Here is a 17540-nt window from a genome sequence, read left to right on the forward strand (position 1 = left end):
TTAGTGTTTATTAATTAATAATTAGTGACTTAGCAAATCTAATAAGCCTTGTTCATCAATCACTTTCACGCCTAAGTCTTGGGCTTTGGTTAACTTAGAACCTGCAGCCTCCCCCGCGACTAAACAGTCGGTGTTTTTAGAAACACTGCCGGCCACTTTTGCCCCCAGCGCTTGTAACTGCGCTTTAGCATCGTTGCGATTTAACTGAGTTAAGGTACCTGTTAATACCCAGGTTTGGCCTTTAAGGCTTAAGGCTGACTCATCAACGGCTTCAAGAGCAGGCCAATTTACACCCGCAGCGACTAACTTATCAATCACTTCAAGGTTATGGGGCTGAGCAAAAAAATGCGCTATATGTTTAGCAACAATCACGCCGACATCATCCACTTCAATTAACTCATCAATGCTGGCCGCTTTAATGGCATCAAGGGTTTTATAATGGCTGGCTAAATTGGCTGCGGTGGCTTCACCAACTTCACGAATACCTAAGCCATAAATAAATCTTGATAAGGTAGTGGTTTTGGCATCATCAATGGCGGCAACCAGCTTAGTCGCCGACTTCATTGCCATACGTTCTAGCATGGTGATCATCGATGCTGTAAGGGTAAACAGCTCAGCAGGGCTTTGTACTAATTCTTTATCAATCAGTTGCTCAACCACTTTGTCGCCCATGCCATCGATGTTTAATGCTTTGCGAGAGGCAAAATGTTTAATGGCTTCTTTACGCTGGGCTTCACAAAATAAGCCACCACTGCAACGTGCTACCGCTTCACCTTCAAGCCGCTCGACTAAACTGTCACACACTGGGCATGCTGTCGGGAAGGTAATCTCTTTAGCATCATCAGGGCGCTTTTCAGCCACAATGGCAACAATTTGCGGGATAACATCACCCGCGCGGCGAATAATCACCGTATCGCCGACTTTTACGCCTAAACGCGCAATTTCATCAGCATTGTGAAGCGTGGCATTTGATACAGTAACACCGCCAACAAACACCGGTTTTAAACGCGCAACTGGGGTTACTGCGCCAGTACGGCCGACTTGAAAATCAACCTCTTCAAGTAGCGTCATCTCTTCTTGCGCGGGAAACTTATAGGCGATGGCCCAGCGCGGCGCTCTAGCGACAAAGCCTAAGGTTGTTTGTTTGGCAATATCATTTACTTTAATTACCACTCCGTCTATTTCATAAGATAAACTGCTGCGGCGCGTCATAATATCGCTATAGTAAGCAAACACTTCAGGTAAGCTGTCACAGACTTTAACTTCTTGACTAACAGGTAAGCCCCATTGTCTTAATTGGGTAAGCTGGCCAAAGTGACTCTGTGCCATTGTCGAGCTTTCACCTTCGACCACACCTAGAGCATAAGCGTAAAAGCCTAATGCGCGCGTGGCGGTGATTTTGCTGTCTAATTGACGAATACTGCCAGCGGCGGCATTACGTGGGTTAACAAAAGTCTTCTCGCCTTTGGCCTGTTGACGCTGATTAAGCGCATCAAATGCTGCTTTAGGCATGATCACTTCCCCACGCACCTCCATCAGTTCAGGGAAATCATCACCCCGAAGCTTTAACGGAATCGAGTTAATGGTGCGCACATTATCTGTGATGTCTTCACCTACGCTGCCATCGCCTCGCGTTGCTGCGCGCTCTAATACGCCATTACGATATAAAATACTCACCGCTAGACCATCAAGCTTTGGCTCACAGCAGTAACTGACCGTATCTACTTTATCACTAATACGTTTATTAAAGGCTTCAAAGTCTGCTTGCTCAAAGGCATTATCTAAACTGAGCATCGGCTTTAAATGGGTAATTTGATCAAACTTGGCCAGTGGCGCGCCGCCAACTCTTTGGGTGGGAGAATCAATGCTAATCAACTCAGGATGAGCCGTTTCAAGCGCGATAAGGCGCTGCATTAAACGGTCATACTCAGCATCAGGAATACTCGGCGCATCATCCACATAATAAAGAATATTATGACGGTGTAGTTCACTGCTAATTTGCTGTATTTCTGTTTTAATGTCTTGCATAAAATCACTCATCTAAAAAGCAAACAAGGCCGCAAGTGCGGCCTCATTGTAAAATATAATAAAATTTAAGAAACGGCTCGAATTCGGCTTAAGTATGCTTGTTTATTAGTATCAGTCCAGGCGTTACGCTTGTCGTCTAACACTTCAGCGCCTAAGTCATCAGCCAGTTGCTGGGCTGAATTAAGCATAATTGAGAAATTTCTTAACGCATCGCCATGGCAAGGCAATGTCATAAATAACACCACACCTTGAGTGGCAAACTGTTCCATATTGTCAGGGTCAAATACCCCAGGCTTTAACATGTTAGCCATGGAGAATAGCACTTTTCCATTACCGGCATTATCTTGATGACGATGGAAAATATCCATATCGCCGAATTTAAAGTTAAGCGATAACAAACAAGGTAATAGCTCGGCGCCTTGTAATTGTTCACCGTCACGGGCAACCACATGCAGTACTAATACATCTTGCGGCTCGCCAAGTGGCTCTTCTACTGGCTCAGCCTTTGGCGCAGTTTCGACAACAGGAGTGAGCGGCTCTTGTGCTAAGGTTTGATGTTCTGGCGAATGAACACTTGCAGAGCTCACATTAGATTCAGCTTTGGTTACTGAGGCTTTTTCAATAGGGTCGTCAATAAACGGTTCATTAGAGTCATCATTAAACTCTTCACCAAACAGCGCTTGCTGGGTTGGTATATGCTCTGGTTCTTTGGCAGCGGTAGTCATTACGGGATCTTTTCTACCCGGATGGTAACTTGGCGCTTGCACATTCACTGCTGATTGGTTTTGTAGGCCAATGCCCTTTTTTGAACCCGCTGCAGTAATTTCTAGCTCTGCACTATCAAGTTGACTGCTGCTTACATTAGGCTTTAAATGTGGGCTAACCTTCGACTGTCTCATAACAGGCTCAACTGAGACCTCGTCAGCTTTAACCCGTCTCACTTCACCAATACCATCAGCGTCAAACCCCTGTGAGTCACGCTGCTCTGCTTGGCCTTTATAAAACCCCGTCATTGGGTTGTCTTTTAACGTTTTAGGTTGTTGTTTACGAATAGACCAAAACCCATGTACCAATACTGCGATAATCGCTATTGCGCCTAGTATTGACAAAACCAGTTGAAAATCTTCCATTGGTGACCCTGTAATCCTATTTATTCTATTTATTCAGCGTCGGCAAGTGCCACCGCTTCTTCGATATCGACTGCGACTATACGTGAAACGCCCGGTTCATGCATAGTGACACCTATTAATTGATCAGCCATTTCCATGGTGATTTTATTATGGCTAATATAAACAAACTGCACACTCTGTGACATCTCTTTTAATAAGCGGCAAAAACGCTCAACGTTGGCATCATCTAAGGGTGCATCAACTTCATCAAGCATACAAAATGGTGCTGGATTTAGTCTAAATATGGCAAATACTAATGATAAAGCGGTTAAGGCTTTTTCTCCACCACTAAGAAGGTGAATAGTACTATTCTTCTTGCCGGGTGGTTGCGCCATAATGGTCACACCCGTTTCAAGTAAATCATCATCCGTTAAGGCTAAATAGGCTTTACCACCGCCAAAAACCTTAGGGAATAACTTTGATAAGTCCGCATTGACCGCATCATAAGTGGTTTTAAATCGAGTGCGAGTTTCCTTATCGATTTTACGAATGGCCTCTTCAAGTGTGGCTAAGCCTTTATTTAAATCATTATCTTGATTATCTAAATAAGCCTTACGTTCACTTTGCTGCTCAAACTCTTCGATTGCCGCGAGGTTAATGGCCCCTAAATGACTGATTTGAGCTCTTACTTTATCAAGGTTTCGCTGCCATACAATGACTTTAGCTGTTTCAGGAATATGCGCTATCACATCTTGAATCTTTATCTGTTGTTCTTCAAGTAACTGAAATTGGCCATCGGCCTGACCTTTTAATCCTTCACGACGTAACTTTAACCCGCTGAGAGACTGAGTCAAGTTTTGCAGTGCACCAAGCTGTTGTTTTTGAATCAATACCGCACTATCGAGCCGAGTTTGTAACTCTGCCTGCTGTGTACGATTTGAATTCAGTAATTGTTGTTTAGCTTGCTGAATGTCGAGTTGCGCGTTTAATTGTGTTTGCAGCTGTTGTAATTGCTGCTCACCTAAACTGGCATTAGTTTGCTGCGAAGATTCCCGCAGCTGCTTGATTTGCGCTGTGGTGGACTCGCTCTGCTGGGTTTGCTGGCTAATATTGGCTTGTAATACTGCTACTTGAGTGTGCAATTGTTGCATTTTTTGCCGGCAACTATTGCTATCACGCTCTTGCTGACTGCGGTTAGCTTTATAATCTCGTAGCTGCTGACTGGCAGTTTGCCAATCTTGATTTACTTGCTGCTGGGTTGCCAACTGCTGTTGATGCGTTTGCTGGGATAACTCAAGCTCGGCAGTTAATCGCTCTATCGCTTGTTGACCTGCGCCAATTTGTCCTTGCAGCTGAGCCACTTGTTCATCAAGGCTTTTTTGTCGGCGTAATCTGTCTTGTTGCTGCAGCACCAAACTGTGGCTCTGAGCATCAAGCTTACTGCAATCTAATTGCAACTGGTGATGTTTAAGTTGAGATTGACTCAATTGCGCGTGAGCATCGCCAACTTGCTGAGTTTGTAAGCTCACTTGCTGCTGCAACTGCAACAATTGCTCATTTAATTGGCTAATTTGTATTTGTAATTGCTGGTACTCATTTTTAAGTGCCAGCTGTGATTGCTTAGAGTCGGCTTTTTTAAAGACAAAGCCATGGCCGACTAAATAGCCATCTTGGGTGGCAATAATGCCATCTGAGCTTAACTGCTTAAGCTGCGCTTTTGCCTCATCAACACTGGCGCACCAGCTTACATGGTGAAGCCAAGGGGATAAATTAACCGCAGCGCTAATTTGGTGATTCAGCGCGCTCACCTCACCTGTGGCAATAAAACCACTCACTGATGGGCCAATTGCACCACCAGCATCAATCACTTTGGTGGCTAAAATGCCTTGCAGTAATACATCAACAGCCTTTTCCCAGCCTGGCGTTACCTCAATGGTTTGCCATAAAGCTTGCTGATCATCGTCATTGCTGGTTAGCCATTGCTCAATCAGCTCACTTCTGGCGCTTAGTGACGATAACTGCTGTTTTTGCTGCTGATAATCTTCACTTGCCTGAGCTAGCTGTTGTTGCTTATCTTCAAGTTCATCAGTGAGTTGATGCTTGATTTCATCTTCTAATTCAAGTTGCTCTTTAAGGGCGGTTAACTTGAGGTCAAGTGCGGTTAATTCAGCTTGTGAGTCAGACTCAGTATTTCGCTGCTGCTCAGCACTAAGTTCGATTAACTGCTTTTGTTGCTGCGACAGCATTTGTTGTTGATGCTGCAATTTGCTCTGGGTTAGTGCCGCTGCCATTTTGGCATTCGCCGCGCCATCAGATAACACCGATAAATGCTGCTGTAAGTCTGCCGCTTTTTGCTCAACATCTTGCAGCTGAGCATCAATAACGCCCAGCGCTTGTTCTGCTGCAACAAGTTCAGGTTTGCCCTCAGCTAACTGCGCCGTTAATTGTTGCTCTTGCAGCATCAAGGTTTGCAACGCATTACTAGCAACTTGCTGCTGCGAAATGAGATCTGCTAATTGTTTTTCCAGCTGATTATCTTGTAGCTGTTGATGTTTAAGCTGTTGTTCAAGCTTAGCGATTTCTGTGCCTGCTTGATAATACTCGGCCACCAGCTGTTGCTCAGCAGCGGTTAATTCTGCAATTTGGGTTTTAAGCTGAGTAAGGGTTAATTCAGTGGTTTCACCATCAGCATTGGCAGCAGCTAAATTAACTTCAAGTTGTAAAATCTCTTGGGCAATATTGTCGCTTTGGTTTTTAAGCTCTTGATAGCGCATCACCAACAATTGCGCATGTAAGTCACGTTCTTGTTGCTTAAACTCACGATATTGCTTGGCGGCCTGCGCTTGTTGTTCAAGCTTGTCGATTTGGCTACCGAGCTCTAAGCGAATATCGCCCAATCGCTCCAAGTTTTCACGCGTATGACGAATACGGTTTTCAGTTTCACGGCGGCGTTCTTTATAACGGGAAATGCCTGCTGCTTCTTCAATAAAAACCCGCAGTTCTTGGGGTTTAGATTCAATAAGACGCGAAATCGTCCCCTGCTCGATAATGGCATAACTTCGTGGGCCCAAACCTGTGCCCATAAATAAATCGGTAATATCTTTACGGCGACACTTTTGACCATTCAAAAAGTAATTTGAGTCACCATCGCGACTGACTTGTCTTTTTACCGATATTTCTTGATAACTGGCATATTGGCCTGCTAATCGACCATCGAGATTTTCAAAGCTCAACTCAATGCTGGCAACTGACACGGGTTTTCTGGCGCTAGAGCCATTAAAAATCACATCCATCATCGAGTCGCCACGCAAATGCTTAGCAGAGCTTTCGCCTAGCACCCAGCGCACGGCATCAATGACATTGGATTTACCACATCCATTGGGGCCTATAATGGCCGTTAAAGGTTGGTTGAAGGGAATTTTGGTGGAGTCAACGAACGACTTAAAGCCAGCAAGTTTTATTTGTTTTAATCGCATTGTGCTTGTGAAGTTGTTCCAGTGAGATTGATTAAGAAGCGTCAATGAATAATCATCTCGTCTGCGTAAGACGGATAAAGTACAACTTTACCAATCGCGCTGCATTTTGTAACGATTTTTATGACTTAAACACACTTTAAGGCTTGTTTTCCGCTCAATGCATCACCACAATCATCATAACTAGTTTTTTCAAGGATGTAATCGATGCCAATTAAACCAATGAAAAGTGGTGTTAATTATTTTATGGATGGGTTTAAGCTCATAAAACAACCGGGGCTACGAACCTTTGTCTTCATTCCATTAATGGTTAACTTAGTTTTATTCTCAACGGTCATTTATTTTGCCATTGGTAAATTAGATGAAATGTTTGCTTGGATGAACGGCCAAATCCCCGAATACCTCACATGGTTAAATTTTTTCCTGTGGCCACTGGCGGTTGTTAGCTTATTAGTGGTGATGTCTTTTATCTTTAGCTCAGTGATGAACTGGATAGCTGCGCCCTTTAATGGCCTGCTGGCTGAAAAAGTTGAGATGCACTTAACCGGTAAGTCACTTAACTCTGGCACAACGGTAGATTTAATTAAAGATTTGCCGCGAATAATGGGCCGAGAGTGGACTAAATTAAAATACTACCTGCCTAGAGCATTACTGTTTCTAGTGTTATTTATCGTGCCTGTTGTTGGCCAAACCGCCGCCCCCGTTTTATGGTTTTTATTCAGTGCATGGATGATGGCAATTCAGTATTGCGACTTCCCATTCGATAACCATAAAGTGCCGTTTGAGGATATGAAGTTTGCCCTCAATCAAACTAAAGGCACCAGCTACACCTTTGGCGCCACAGTAACGCTGTTTTCAATGATCCCGATAGTGAACTTTATCGTCATGCCAGTAGCTATTTGCGGCGCTACCGCCATGTGGGTTGATAAATACCGTGATGCTTATAAGCATCCAGAAATAGCACCTGAATAGTTTCGCAATGAGAATACCGTTGTTGATTCTGCGGTATTGATATCAAGAGGCCTCGACATTTTGTTGAGGCTTTTTATTGCATATCTGTCTTTTACTGAGGTTTGTGACTAATACTTTGATTATTTGCTGTTGCCTTTAAGTATGCATATGAGGCTAACGTTAGGAAGCCGCCTATCGAGCATGCGTCATCCTAGTTTTTAACAAGTAAATATTTATCAATTGTTAATTCCAAGCCCTCAAACGCAAGTAACAATTAAAAACATTTTAATCACATAAAATTAACGACTTTAGTATGACTTTCTGCGACAATCTCGCAAACTAACAATAAGTTACAGATTCATCATGAGAAGTATTGTGAAAAAATACCTGACAACACCTTTGTTTCTATCAAATTCCACCATTAGAAGCGCAGCTATTTTAAGCGTTTTTTTTAGCACTTTTCTGCTCCCTGCTTCTGTTATCGCTGGTGATGCAAGTCAATTTAATATCGCCATTCCAACCTTATCCGAGGCTGTAGAAATCGATGGCGAGTTGAATGAGCCACAGTGGCAACAAGCTGCCACTATGCAGCTTAAATATGAAACCTCACCGGGTGAAAACATTGCCGCCCCCGTTAGCACTGAAGCGAAAATATTTGCCACAGAAACCAGTTTGTTTGTTGCCTTTTTGGCTAATGACCCAAACCCTGAACAGATCCGCAGTAATTTACGTGACCGCGATAGCTCATGGGGTGATGATCAAGTGGGTATTAAGCTCGACACCTTTAATAATGCCCGCCTTGCCTATCAGTTTTTTATCAACCCTTATGGGGTTCAAAATGACTCTATTGAAAATGAGTTAACAGGTGAAGAAAGTGATGCCTGGGACGGTATTTGGTATGCTAGTGGTCAGATCACAGCCCAAGGTTATCAAGTTGAACTAGAGCTACCATTAAGACTATTTAACTTTGATGACAATAAAGACCTGCAAACTTGGGGCATTGAATTAATTCGCTTTTACCCAAGAAATGAAACCCATCGTATATCAAGCCATAAAATTGATCGTAATGTGTCATGTCAATTATGCCAACTCGGCACCGCAACAGGCCTTGAAGGCGCTAAGCAAGGTAAAGATATTCAAATTACGCCATCAGTGGTGGCAACCAGTAATAATCAACGTAATCTTAATCCTAACCAGCCTTGGGAAGATGATAATCATGTTGAAGCTGGGCTCGATTTACGTTGGGGCATCACCCCTACAACGTTATTAAATGCCACCATTAATCCTGACTTTTCCCAAGTAGAAGCCGATTCTGGTCAGCTAGATGTTAACAATACTTTTGCGTTATTTTACCCTGAAAAACGTGCTTTCTTTTTAGATAATAAAGATTATTTCGATACCCAATTAAGCCTATTACACACTCGTAATATTGCCTCACCTGACTATGGGGTAAAGCTTACCAGTAAAACTGATGATCACACTTTAGCTGTGTTGGCGGCTAATGACGAAAATACCCAGTTTTTAATCCCGGGTAACTTAAGCTCAGATATCGCCACCATTAACGAAGAAAGCTATAACCTTGCAGCAAGGTACCGCTTTGATCCCAACAAGAAGCTATCTTTTGGTGGTCTGGTTACCGCTAAAACCTCAGAGAATTACCATAACTATGTTGCCAGTGTTGATATCAAGTATCAGCCCACTGAGCAAGATACTTTTACCGGGCAATATGTATTTTCAGACACGCAATATCCTAATGATTTGTTTCAACAGTTTTGCCAAGGCGAGGATTGCAGCGCACCGCCACAAAGCTGTGAGTTGGGTAATTGTGAATACAATGAACGCGTGCTACGCACTAACAAGCAAGATAACTTTTCCGACAGTATGTACCGGGTAAGCTACGACCATATTCGTCGTAACTGGCGCGCCTTTAGCCGTTATGAATCCATTGGTGAAGACTTTAGAGCTGACTTAGGTTTTATTGACCGAATTGATGCCAGTAAGTTTGTCGTCGGCGGTAATTATGTTTGGTACCCAATGGAAAACTTTTTCAACAAAGTGGTATTTGGCGGCGATTGGGACATTACCCACAATCAAAATAATGAAAAAATTGAACAAGAAGCTGAGGTGTATATTGAGTTTAACGGCGGCTTACAAAGTTACATCTCAACCGGTTTTGTTCACAAAGACCGCGTAGGTAGACGCCATGATGGCTCATCACTGGCCATTGATGGCAATACCACCATGTACGATATTAATTTCAATTGGTTGTACGCCAACTTTACCCCGATACAGTCACTGAAATTAGAAATTGATATGAACTACGGTGATGATATTGATTACGCCAACGACCGTGCGGCTACTGTGACTATGTTTAACCCAGCGGTGGAGTGGAAGGTGACTGAGTCAATCATCTTAGATGTGAATCATCGCTACCAAACCCTTGATGTTGATGAAGGTACTTTGTTTACCGCTAACCTGACTGATTTACGTCTCAATTGGCAAATCAGCTTAAATAGTTTTTTACGTTTAAGCAGTGTCTATACCGATATTGAGCGCGATCCAAGTTTATATCAATACCAATCGCCGAATAAGCAAAGTCAGAATTTAGGCAATGAAATTTTATATGGCTATAAGCTAAATCCACAAAGTGTATTTTATCTGGGTTATTCCGACGGCTTGGTTGCTACCGATGAAATCGATTCATTAACCCAAAAAGATAAAACCTACTTTATGAAAGTAAGTTATGCCTGGTTACTGTAGTTATTAGTCGTTAGTTGTTAGTTGTTAGTTGTTAGTTGTTAGTTGTTTAAGATTTTACCCATTGATGATCAAAAAGACTGCCTTGGCAGTCTTTTTGATTTAGTTGAAAGTACACACAGTTAAAATTAAGTCTTCTCTAAAATAATACTGCCAACAGAGTAGCCTGCTCCAAACGAGCAAAGCAGACCTAAATCACCAGTTTTAAAGTCCTGATTATATTTATTAAAAGCAATAATCGAGCCCGCTGAAGCCGTGTTTGCGTATTCATCTAATACCACTGGTGCCTGCGCTGCATCCACATTGTCACCAAGCAGTTTACGCACCACAAACTGATTCATATTGATATTGGCTTGATGTAACCACAAGCGTTTAAATTCATTAGCTTGTATCTGCTCTTGTTCGAGTTGCTTGTCTAAATGCTGATAAATCATTGGCAACAACTCTTTAAATACCTTGCGCCCTTGTTGATGAAACAACTTATCACTGCTGTTAGCATTGAGCGGATCACAGCGATTCATATGGCCAAAATTACTGCGGATATTATTAGAGTAATCAGTAACGCATTTGCTCGACAGCACATTAAAAGCAAACTCAGTGTGAGCATTGTTCGCTTTTTCAACCACAACTGCGGTTGCGACATCGCCAAAAATAAAGTGGCTATCGCGATCGCGATAATTAACCTGCGGCGAACATATTTCAGGATTAATCACCAATACCCTAGATGCTGTACCTGACTGCACGGCATTGATCGCATTGACTATGGCAAATGTAGCTGACGAACACGCCACCAACATGTCGTAGGCAAAGCCCTTTGTGCCCATGGCTTGCTGAATTTCGATAGCAATTGCAGGGTATGAGCGCTGAGTATAAGCACAGGCAACAATCACTAAGTCAATGTCACTGGCGAGCAGTTTAGCCTGTTCTAAGGCTTTATTCGCCGCCGCGATACCCATTTCAGCCTGCATAGATAATTCGGTACTTGGGCGATCTTTTATCAAAGGCATCATGATGTCAGGCTCTAAAATGCCCTCTTTGACCATCACATAACGCTGCTTAATTCCTGAGGCTTTTTCGATAAATTCAGCCGATGAGTGGGCTAATGCGTTTAATTCACCATTCGCGATTAAGCTAGCATGCTGGCTGTTATATTGGTCGACGTAACGATTAAGGCTTGTTACTAGCTCTTCATTACTAATGCTATGGGGTGGGGTGTAAAGTCCACTTCCTGAAATCACCACTTTGTTCATATTATATCTGCCATTAAGGTATTGGGGAGTAACAAGTTTCCCACCTCGACATTGCCATACTGATAACTTTTGGCCATCTGGTTAATACAGGGAAAATTTTACAATTAAAACAAGTCTATTGGGTTCTGGCATTTTCGCTAAGCACTAATTGACGATTTGCTAAAGGTCTGACCATCTAAGCGAGTAATAATGTGCTTAACTGTTGCAGCAAAAGTAAATGATTGTTAATTAAGAAGATGCTTTATTATTATAGTAGAGTTTGCTTTAATAACTAAAAGGAATAACGAATAACTAACTGTCACTGTTAAAGCCACCTAAACCGATTATCATTAGACAATGCAAACAAGGAGCTAAACCATGAGCAACATTTACGAAGACAATTCATATACGCTAGGTAATACCCCACTAGTGCGCCTTAATCGAGTAAGCAATGGTAATGTGCTAGCAAAAATAGAAGCACGCAATCCAAGTTTCAGTGTTAAGTGTCGTATCGGTGCCAACATGATTTGGGATGCCGAAAAGAAAGGTACCCTCAAAGCTGGTATCGAATTAGTTGAGCCAACCTCAGGTAATACTGGTATTGCACTAGCTTATGTTGCTGCCGCGCGCGGTTACCAGCTAACACTTACTATGCCAAACACCATGAGCCTTGAGCGCCGCAAATTATTAAAAGCATTAGGTGCTAACCTTGTGTTAACTGAAGGCGCTAAGGGCATGAAAGGCGCGATTGATAAAGCAGAAGAAATTCGTTTATCTGATCCTTCAAAGTACCTTATTCTCGGTCAATTCAGTAACCCTGCGAACCCAGAAATTCATGAAAAAACCACAGGCCCAGAAATCTGGAATGACACCGATGGTAAAGTCGATGTATTCGTAGCAGGTGTTGGTACTGGCGGTACTATTACGGGTGTGAGCCGTTACTTAAAAAGTCAAAATAAAGATATTGTGTCAGTGGCGGTTGAGCCAGTTGATTCTCAAGTTATTGCTCAAGCTAAAGCAGGTGAGCCTCTGCAACCTGGACCGCACAAAATTCAAGGTATTGGCGCAGGTTTCATCCCTGGCAACTTAGATTTAGATTTGGTTGATCTTGTGCAAGCTGTTAGCAATGAAGATGCAATTGATATGGCGCGCCGCTTAATGAAAGAAGAAGGTATCTTAGTGGGTATTTCTTCAGGTGCAGCTGTAGTTGCAGCGAATCGTATTGCTGAACTGCCAGAGTATGCAGGCAAAAATATTGTTGTTATTTTGCCTTCTGCTGCAGAGCGTTACTTATCATCAGCACTATTTGCTGGCGAATTTAGCGATAGCGAAAACGTACAGTAACCATATTTAGTGACTGATTGCTAAAAATCGCTAAACACTTTAAAAGCTCTGCATTTGCAGAGCTTTTTATTGGTTTAAACAAACGTAACTACCTGCACATAAGTAAGTTTCAATTCAACTATCTGCAACTTCTAAGGCATGTGTCCCAAAAATGCATTATCCCGCCCTAGCATGTCGTTAACAAGCTCAACATCTAGAGCTAGATCAAGCTCCTATTTAATAGTGTTTGCTAATATCGCAGCACTTTTTCTCCTGCTGCTAGAGCAATCTTCATTTTATGTCTTTTTATCAATCACCGAAAAAAATATCCGCCTACGATGCTAAATTCGAAGCACAAAAAATAGCCTTCGCACCTGTAAGCTTTCAAGTGGCCCGTTGCCTTAGCCAATTCGGCCTACTGGCACAAATTGATGCAGCAGGCGATCAAGGTATTAGCTTAGCGCAGTTAGTAAATGATGCTGACGTATCTGAGTATGCTATTCATGTTTTGCTAGATATGGGTCTAAGTATGGGTCTACTTTGGTGCAAAGATGAGCTTTACCGCTTAGATAAAACAGGACATTTCTTATTACATGATGATATGGCTGCAAAGAATCTTAACTTTATTCACGATGTCTGTTACCAAGGTTTGTTTGAATTAGAAGCATCTCTTCGTAATGGCAAAGCTGAAGGCTTAAAATACCTTGGCGATTGGGACACCATTTACCCGGGATTAAGCCAATTACCTGAGCAGGTTAAACGCAGCTGGTTTGAGTTTGACCATTACTATTCCGATCATGCGTTTGATAGTCTTTTACCGTTAATTTTTCGATCTAAGCCACAACATATTGTTGATGTGGGCGGCAATACAGGTAAGTGGGCGGTTGCTTGCACAGGCTATGATGACCAAGTCAACATCACCATTATGGACTTGCCGGGGCAGTTAACTGTAGCGATGGAAAATGCCAAGATAAATAAGGTTGCCGATCGAGTGCATCCACTTGAAACCGATTTGCTTGATAGTGATAAACCTTTCTATCAACATGCTGATTTATATTGGATGAGCCAATTCTTGGATTGTTTCTCAAAACAGCAAATTGTCACTATTTTAAAACGCGCCGCTGCTGCTATGCGCTCTGATAGTGAGTTGTGTATCTTAGAGACTTACTGGGACAGACAACCATACGAAGCGGGTGCCTACTGTGTTAACGCCACCTCACTATATTTTACTGCAATAGCGAATGGTAATAGCCGCATGTATCACAGTAAAGATATGCTAAAAATGATCAGTGAAGCAGGCCTTTATGTGGATGAAGATATAGATAACATTGGCATAGGTCATACTTTGTTACGCTGTAAGAAAAAGCCTTGTTAAGCTCATTTTTAAGTTAATGACTTATTTAGTCGTTATCACAATAAAAAAACGGCATCAATTCATTGATGCCGTTTTTAATAAATGCCATTTATAATAAATAATATCGCGCCTTGTTTAACTGAAGCCTAAATAATGGGCCGTAATCACTGCAATGCTCGAAAGCACCATTAGCGCTACCATAAAGCGCCAAATAAACTTAACCCAATCACCCCAATCCACTCGGCATACGCCTAAAGTCGCCATCAGCGACGCTGAAGTAGGCACTAACACATTGGTAAAGCCGTCGCCTAACTGAAACGCCAGTACTGATACTTGACGAGTCACACCCACAAGATCTGCCAGTGGCGCCATCAATGGCATGGTTAACGCCGCTTGGCCTGAGCCTGAGGTGACGAAGAAATTAAATACCGACTGGAATAACAACATAAACCAAGCAGATAAGGCATTCGGTAGCTGGCCAATCACGCTACCTGCACTGTGCAAAATACTGTTTAGCACACTCGGTTCTGTTGCCCCCCCACTGCCAATTAATAATAAAATGCCAGAAGCTAAACCCACTAATAGTGCAGGCTCGAGCATGGTGCCTGCACCTTGCTTAAAGCTTTGAGCTACTTTATTCATGGTTAAGCCGTTTAGGTTGAACAATATGCCAATAATACCGACTACAATGCCCATGGTAAAAAACTGGCTGGCAATTTCAGGAATAAACCACGCATGAGCAATCACGCCCCAGATAACCCAGCCTATGGTTGCTGCAATGGTTAGTAATACCAATATGTCACCCATATTAAAGCGACTGTCTTTTACTGTTCCTTGCTGGTTATCTCTAAAATGCTGATCACTATGAAAACTAAACGACAAGCTGGGTTGCTTTTGAATTTTACTGGCGTAGCGCATGGTAAAAATAATCCCAATTAAGGTAAAGCCAACCCAAAGCCCAAAGCGTACCCCTGCCCCAGATAATACCGGCACCCCTGAAATGCCTTGAGCAATCGCCACACTAAATGGGTTCATCCACGAACTGGCAAAACCAATTTGTGTCGCAACGTAAGTCACCATCACGGTACATATGCCGTCGTAACCAAGGCGGATCATTAACGGGCAAATGATAATTGCAAAGGCGATTGCCTCTTCGCCCATACCAAAAACCGCCCCGCCTAAAGAAAATAAACTAAAGATAACCGGAATAAATAACTGCTCGTTGCCCTTGGTTTTATCGATTAAGCGTAAAATACCGTTATCAATGGTGCCAGTGGCCATCACCACTCCAAATGAGCCGCCGATCACTAACATGAACATAATCACGCCAATGGCACTGCCCCACTTAGAACCAGAAACTAAGCCTTCAAAGGCGAAGTTAAAAAAGCCCATGCCACCATCACCTTTAAATAGCCCCATTGGGCTAAGTAGTGGCTCACCTTGTTCATCTGTTGCATAGCTAAACGAATTAGGGTCGACAACACTGCGTGTCTTTTCCACACCATCGACAACATAATGTGCCTCTTGGGTAGTAAAGGAGCCAATGGGCACCACATAGGTCAACAGTGCTGCAGCAAAGGCAACAAAGAATATGATCACTAAGGTATCAGGCATTACTTTGGTTGTTTGGGGGGGATTACTGGCTATTTGTTGCTCTAACATTTCATTACCACTGTTATTGTTATTATCAGGTAGGTTTTATTTATAAAATACTAGCATTTAAATAGTCTTAAATATTGCAGACTTTTAGTTAAAATATCTAAAAATGGCAGGTTAACAATATATTAGCGCCTAAAAAGTAGCCTTAACGCATATTCGTTTGTTATTGAAAAAGTTTAATCGAATAAAAACCAGTCAACAATAAAAGCCTGATGATATTATTGCTTGATATCAAATGCTGCTGAGTTTGAAATTGCTTTGGTAAAAAAGGCTAGCTACAAAAATGCCCAGCAAAGGCTGGGCATTCAAATTAAGACTGACAGTAGTTCTATGCAGACTTCATACTCTAAGGGGCTTAATCGTTTTTAGGCTCAACACGGCTTGTAATAGTGCCGTGACTTGCGCCGTCAGTGCCAAGGGTTAATTTACCTTGTTCAACTAACCAAAAGCCGATGCCAACAAACACCCCACCACCCACTATATTACCTAAGGTTACAGGGATCAGGTTATGAAACACGAAGTTACTCACAGTCAGATCGGCAAATTGCTGCGGGTCTAGGTTAAGTGCTACATAAAAACTATCCGGTGCAAATGAATGGATAGCAATACCAATTGGCACCATAAACATGTTGGCAATACTATGCTCAAAACCGCTGCTCACAAACATGGCTACAGGCAGGATCATCAGTAAGGATTTCGTCAGGAGATCTTTGGTGGCAAAGGTCATCCACACAGCTAAGCACACTAACATGTTACATAAAATACCTAAGGTAAATGCTTGTGACCAAGTGTGATGAATTTTGTGCTGTGCAAGCTTCATTGCACTTAACCCCCATTGACCATCATTGAGTTCAAACATGCGCGCACTCATGATCAGAAACACCATCAATAGTGCGCCGACTAAATTGCCCGCATAAACTCTGGCCCAACAACGTAATTGGGTCGCTGTTTTGACTTTTTTCTGCGCCCAAGGGATCGAGGTTAACACTGTACTAGTAAATAACTCTGTGCCGCACACCACAACTAAAATTAATCCTAAGCTAAACGCAATACCGCCAATAAAGCGTGTCATGCCCCAGCCCATAGTACTGCCGTTAGTCACTGTAATGTAAAACACAAATGCAATCGCAATAAATGCACCGGCAAATATCGATAACATAAATGATTGCCAAGGGCTTTTAGCAACTTTAGCTAAACCAAATGCTTCAGCATTTTGGAAGGTGGTTGGCGTCGCAGCAATTTGCTGTAGATCGCCAGATGCATTTTTCATAAAAACCCCGAGTAAAACTATAAGTTAAATTGGTATGACCAAGAGCAAAGATTAAAAAATCTACCAGCACCATGACCCAATTAGATTAACAGCCACTAATTAAGTATCAGTTTTGCTAAAAGGTGCTATAAATCAGTATAGCAAGCAATATAGGGCTAAGCAGCCTTAGCAGCACGCTTGCAAAAGGTTAGCAAGAATAGACCCAATTGATTAAATAAAAAACTTTTTGCTCAGAAACTGTTAAGCACTTAACAGTTTCACTGTTCGCATAGCCAAATTTTATTTTTTTAAGTGAAGTTAACCCAAAGCTATGTTAATCTTTGCAGGGTAAATTGGTCTTACCAATTTAGATAAATGGGAAATTTAGCTTAATCGCTATTACGATAA

The 17540-nt window shown here is 42.3% G+C and carries 10 protein-coding genes; 4 read left to right on the forward strand and 6 right to left on the reverse strand.

The annotated features are described in order from the left end of the window. Positions 1–21 precede the first annotated feature (21 nt). The 3 genes from ligA to Q4546_RS06540 form a co-directional block, all read right to left on the reverse strand. Complete coding sequence (ligA, locus tag Q4546_RS06530; RefSeq protein WP_303445935.1) at positions 22–2028, reverse strand: NAD-dependent DNA ligase LigA; 2007 nt, start codon at positions 2026–2028, stop codon at positions 22–24. Positions 2029–2093: 65 nt separating this feature from the next. Next, positions 2094–3158: a cell division protein ZipA gene (gene zipA, locus Q4546_RS06535; RefSeq protein WP_102440420.1), complete on the reverse strand. Its 1065-nt coding sequence runs from the start codon at positions 3156–3158 to the stop codon at positions 2094–2096. A 29-nt stretch (positions 3159–3187) separates the two neighbouring features. After that, entirely contained in the window at positions 3188–6613 is a 3426-nt protein-coding gene (locus Q4546_RS06540; protein WP_303445936.1) for a chromosome segregation protein SMC, read from the reverse strand. A 204-nt stretch (positions 6614–6817) separates the two neighbouring features. Between Q4546_RS06540 and cysZ the strand changes: the two genes are divergently transcribed. Both cysZ and Q4546_RS06550 read left to right on the forward strand, forming a co-directional pair. Continuing rightward, positions 6818–7582: a sulfate transporter CysZ gene (gene cysZ / locus Q4546_RS06545; protein ID WP_076540003.1), complete on the forward strand. Its 765-nt coding sequence runs from the start codon at positions 6818–6820 to the stop codon at positions 7580–7582. Positions 7583–7924: 342 nt separating this feature from the next. Then, positions 7925–10321: a carbohydrate binding family 9 domain-containing protein gene (locus Q4546_RS06550; RefSeq protein ID WP_303445937.1), complete on the forward strand. Its 2397-nt coding sequence runs from the start codon at positions 7925–7927 to the stop codon at positions 10319–10321. Between the two features lie 125 nt (positions 10322–10446). On the opposite strand, the gene Q4546_RS06555 is transcribed toward Q4546_RS06550, so the two are convergent. Beyond that, the gene (locus tag Q4546_RS06555) at positions 10447–11568 is read right to left on the reverse strand and encodes a beta-ketoacyl-ACP synthase III (protein WP_102439868.1); all 1122 of its coding nucleotides are present in this window, start codon (positions 11566–11568) and stop codon (positions 10447–10449) included. A 357-nt stretch (positions 11569–11925) separates the two neighbouring features. Between Q4546_RS06555 and cysK the strand changes: the two genes are divergently transcribed. Both cysK and Q4546_RS06565 read left to right on the forward strand, forming a co-directional pair. Continuing rightward, on the forward strand, positions 11926–12891 hold the full coding sequence (gene cysK / locus Q4546_RS06560) for a cysteine synthase A (RefSeq protein ID WP_102439869.1): 966 nt from the start codon (positions 11926–11928) through the stop codon (positions 12889–12891). Between the two features lie 277 nt (positions 12892–13168). Then, complete coding sequence (locus Q4546_RS06565; protein WP_303445938.1) at positions 13169–14245, forward strand: methyltransferase; 1077 nt, start codon at positions 13169–13171, stop codon at positions 14243–14245. Positions 14246–14359: 114 nt separating this feature from the next. Here Q4546_RS06565 and yfcC read toward each other — a convergent pair whose 3' ends face one another. Next, on the reverse strand, positions 14360–15886 hold the full coding sequence (gene yfcC, locus Q4546_RS06570; RefSeq protein ID WP_102439871.1) for a putative basic amino acid antiporter YfcC: 1527 nt from the start codon (positions 15884–15886) through the stop codon (positions 14360–14362). A gap of 352 nt (positions 15887–16238) precedes the next feature. Continuing rightward, positions 16239–17153, reverse strand: coding sequence for a formate transporter FocA (gene focA, locus Q4546_RS06575; RefSeq protein ID WP_102519460.1), 915 nt, complete (start codon positions 17151–17153; stop codon positions 16239–16241). Positions 17154–17540: the final 387 nt, after the last annotated feature.

Origin of the sequence: Shewanella sp. 4_MG-2023, from assembly GCF_030548015.1 — a bacterium.
Lineage (GTDB): Bacteria > Pseudomonadota > Gammaproteobacteria > Enterobacterales > Shewanellaceae > Shewanella.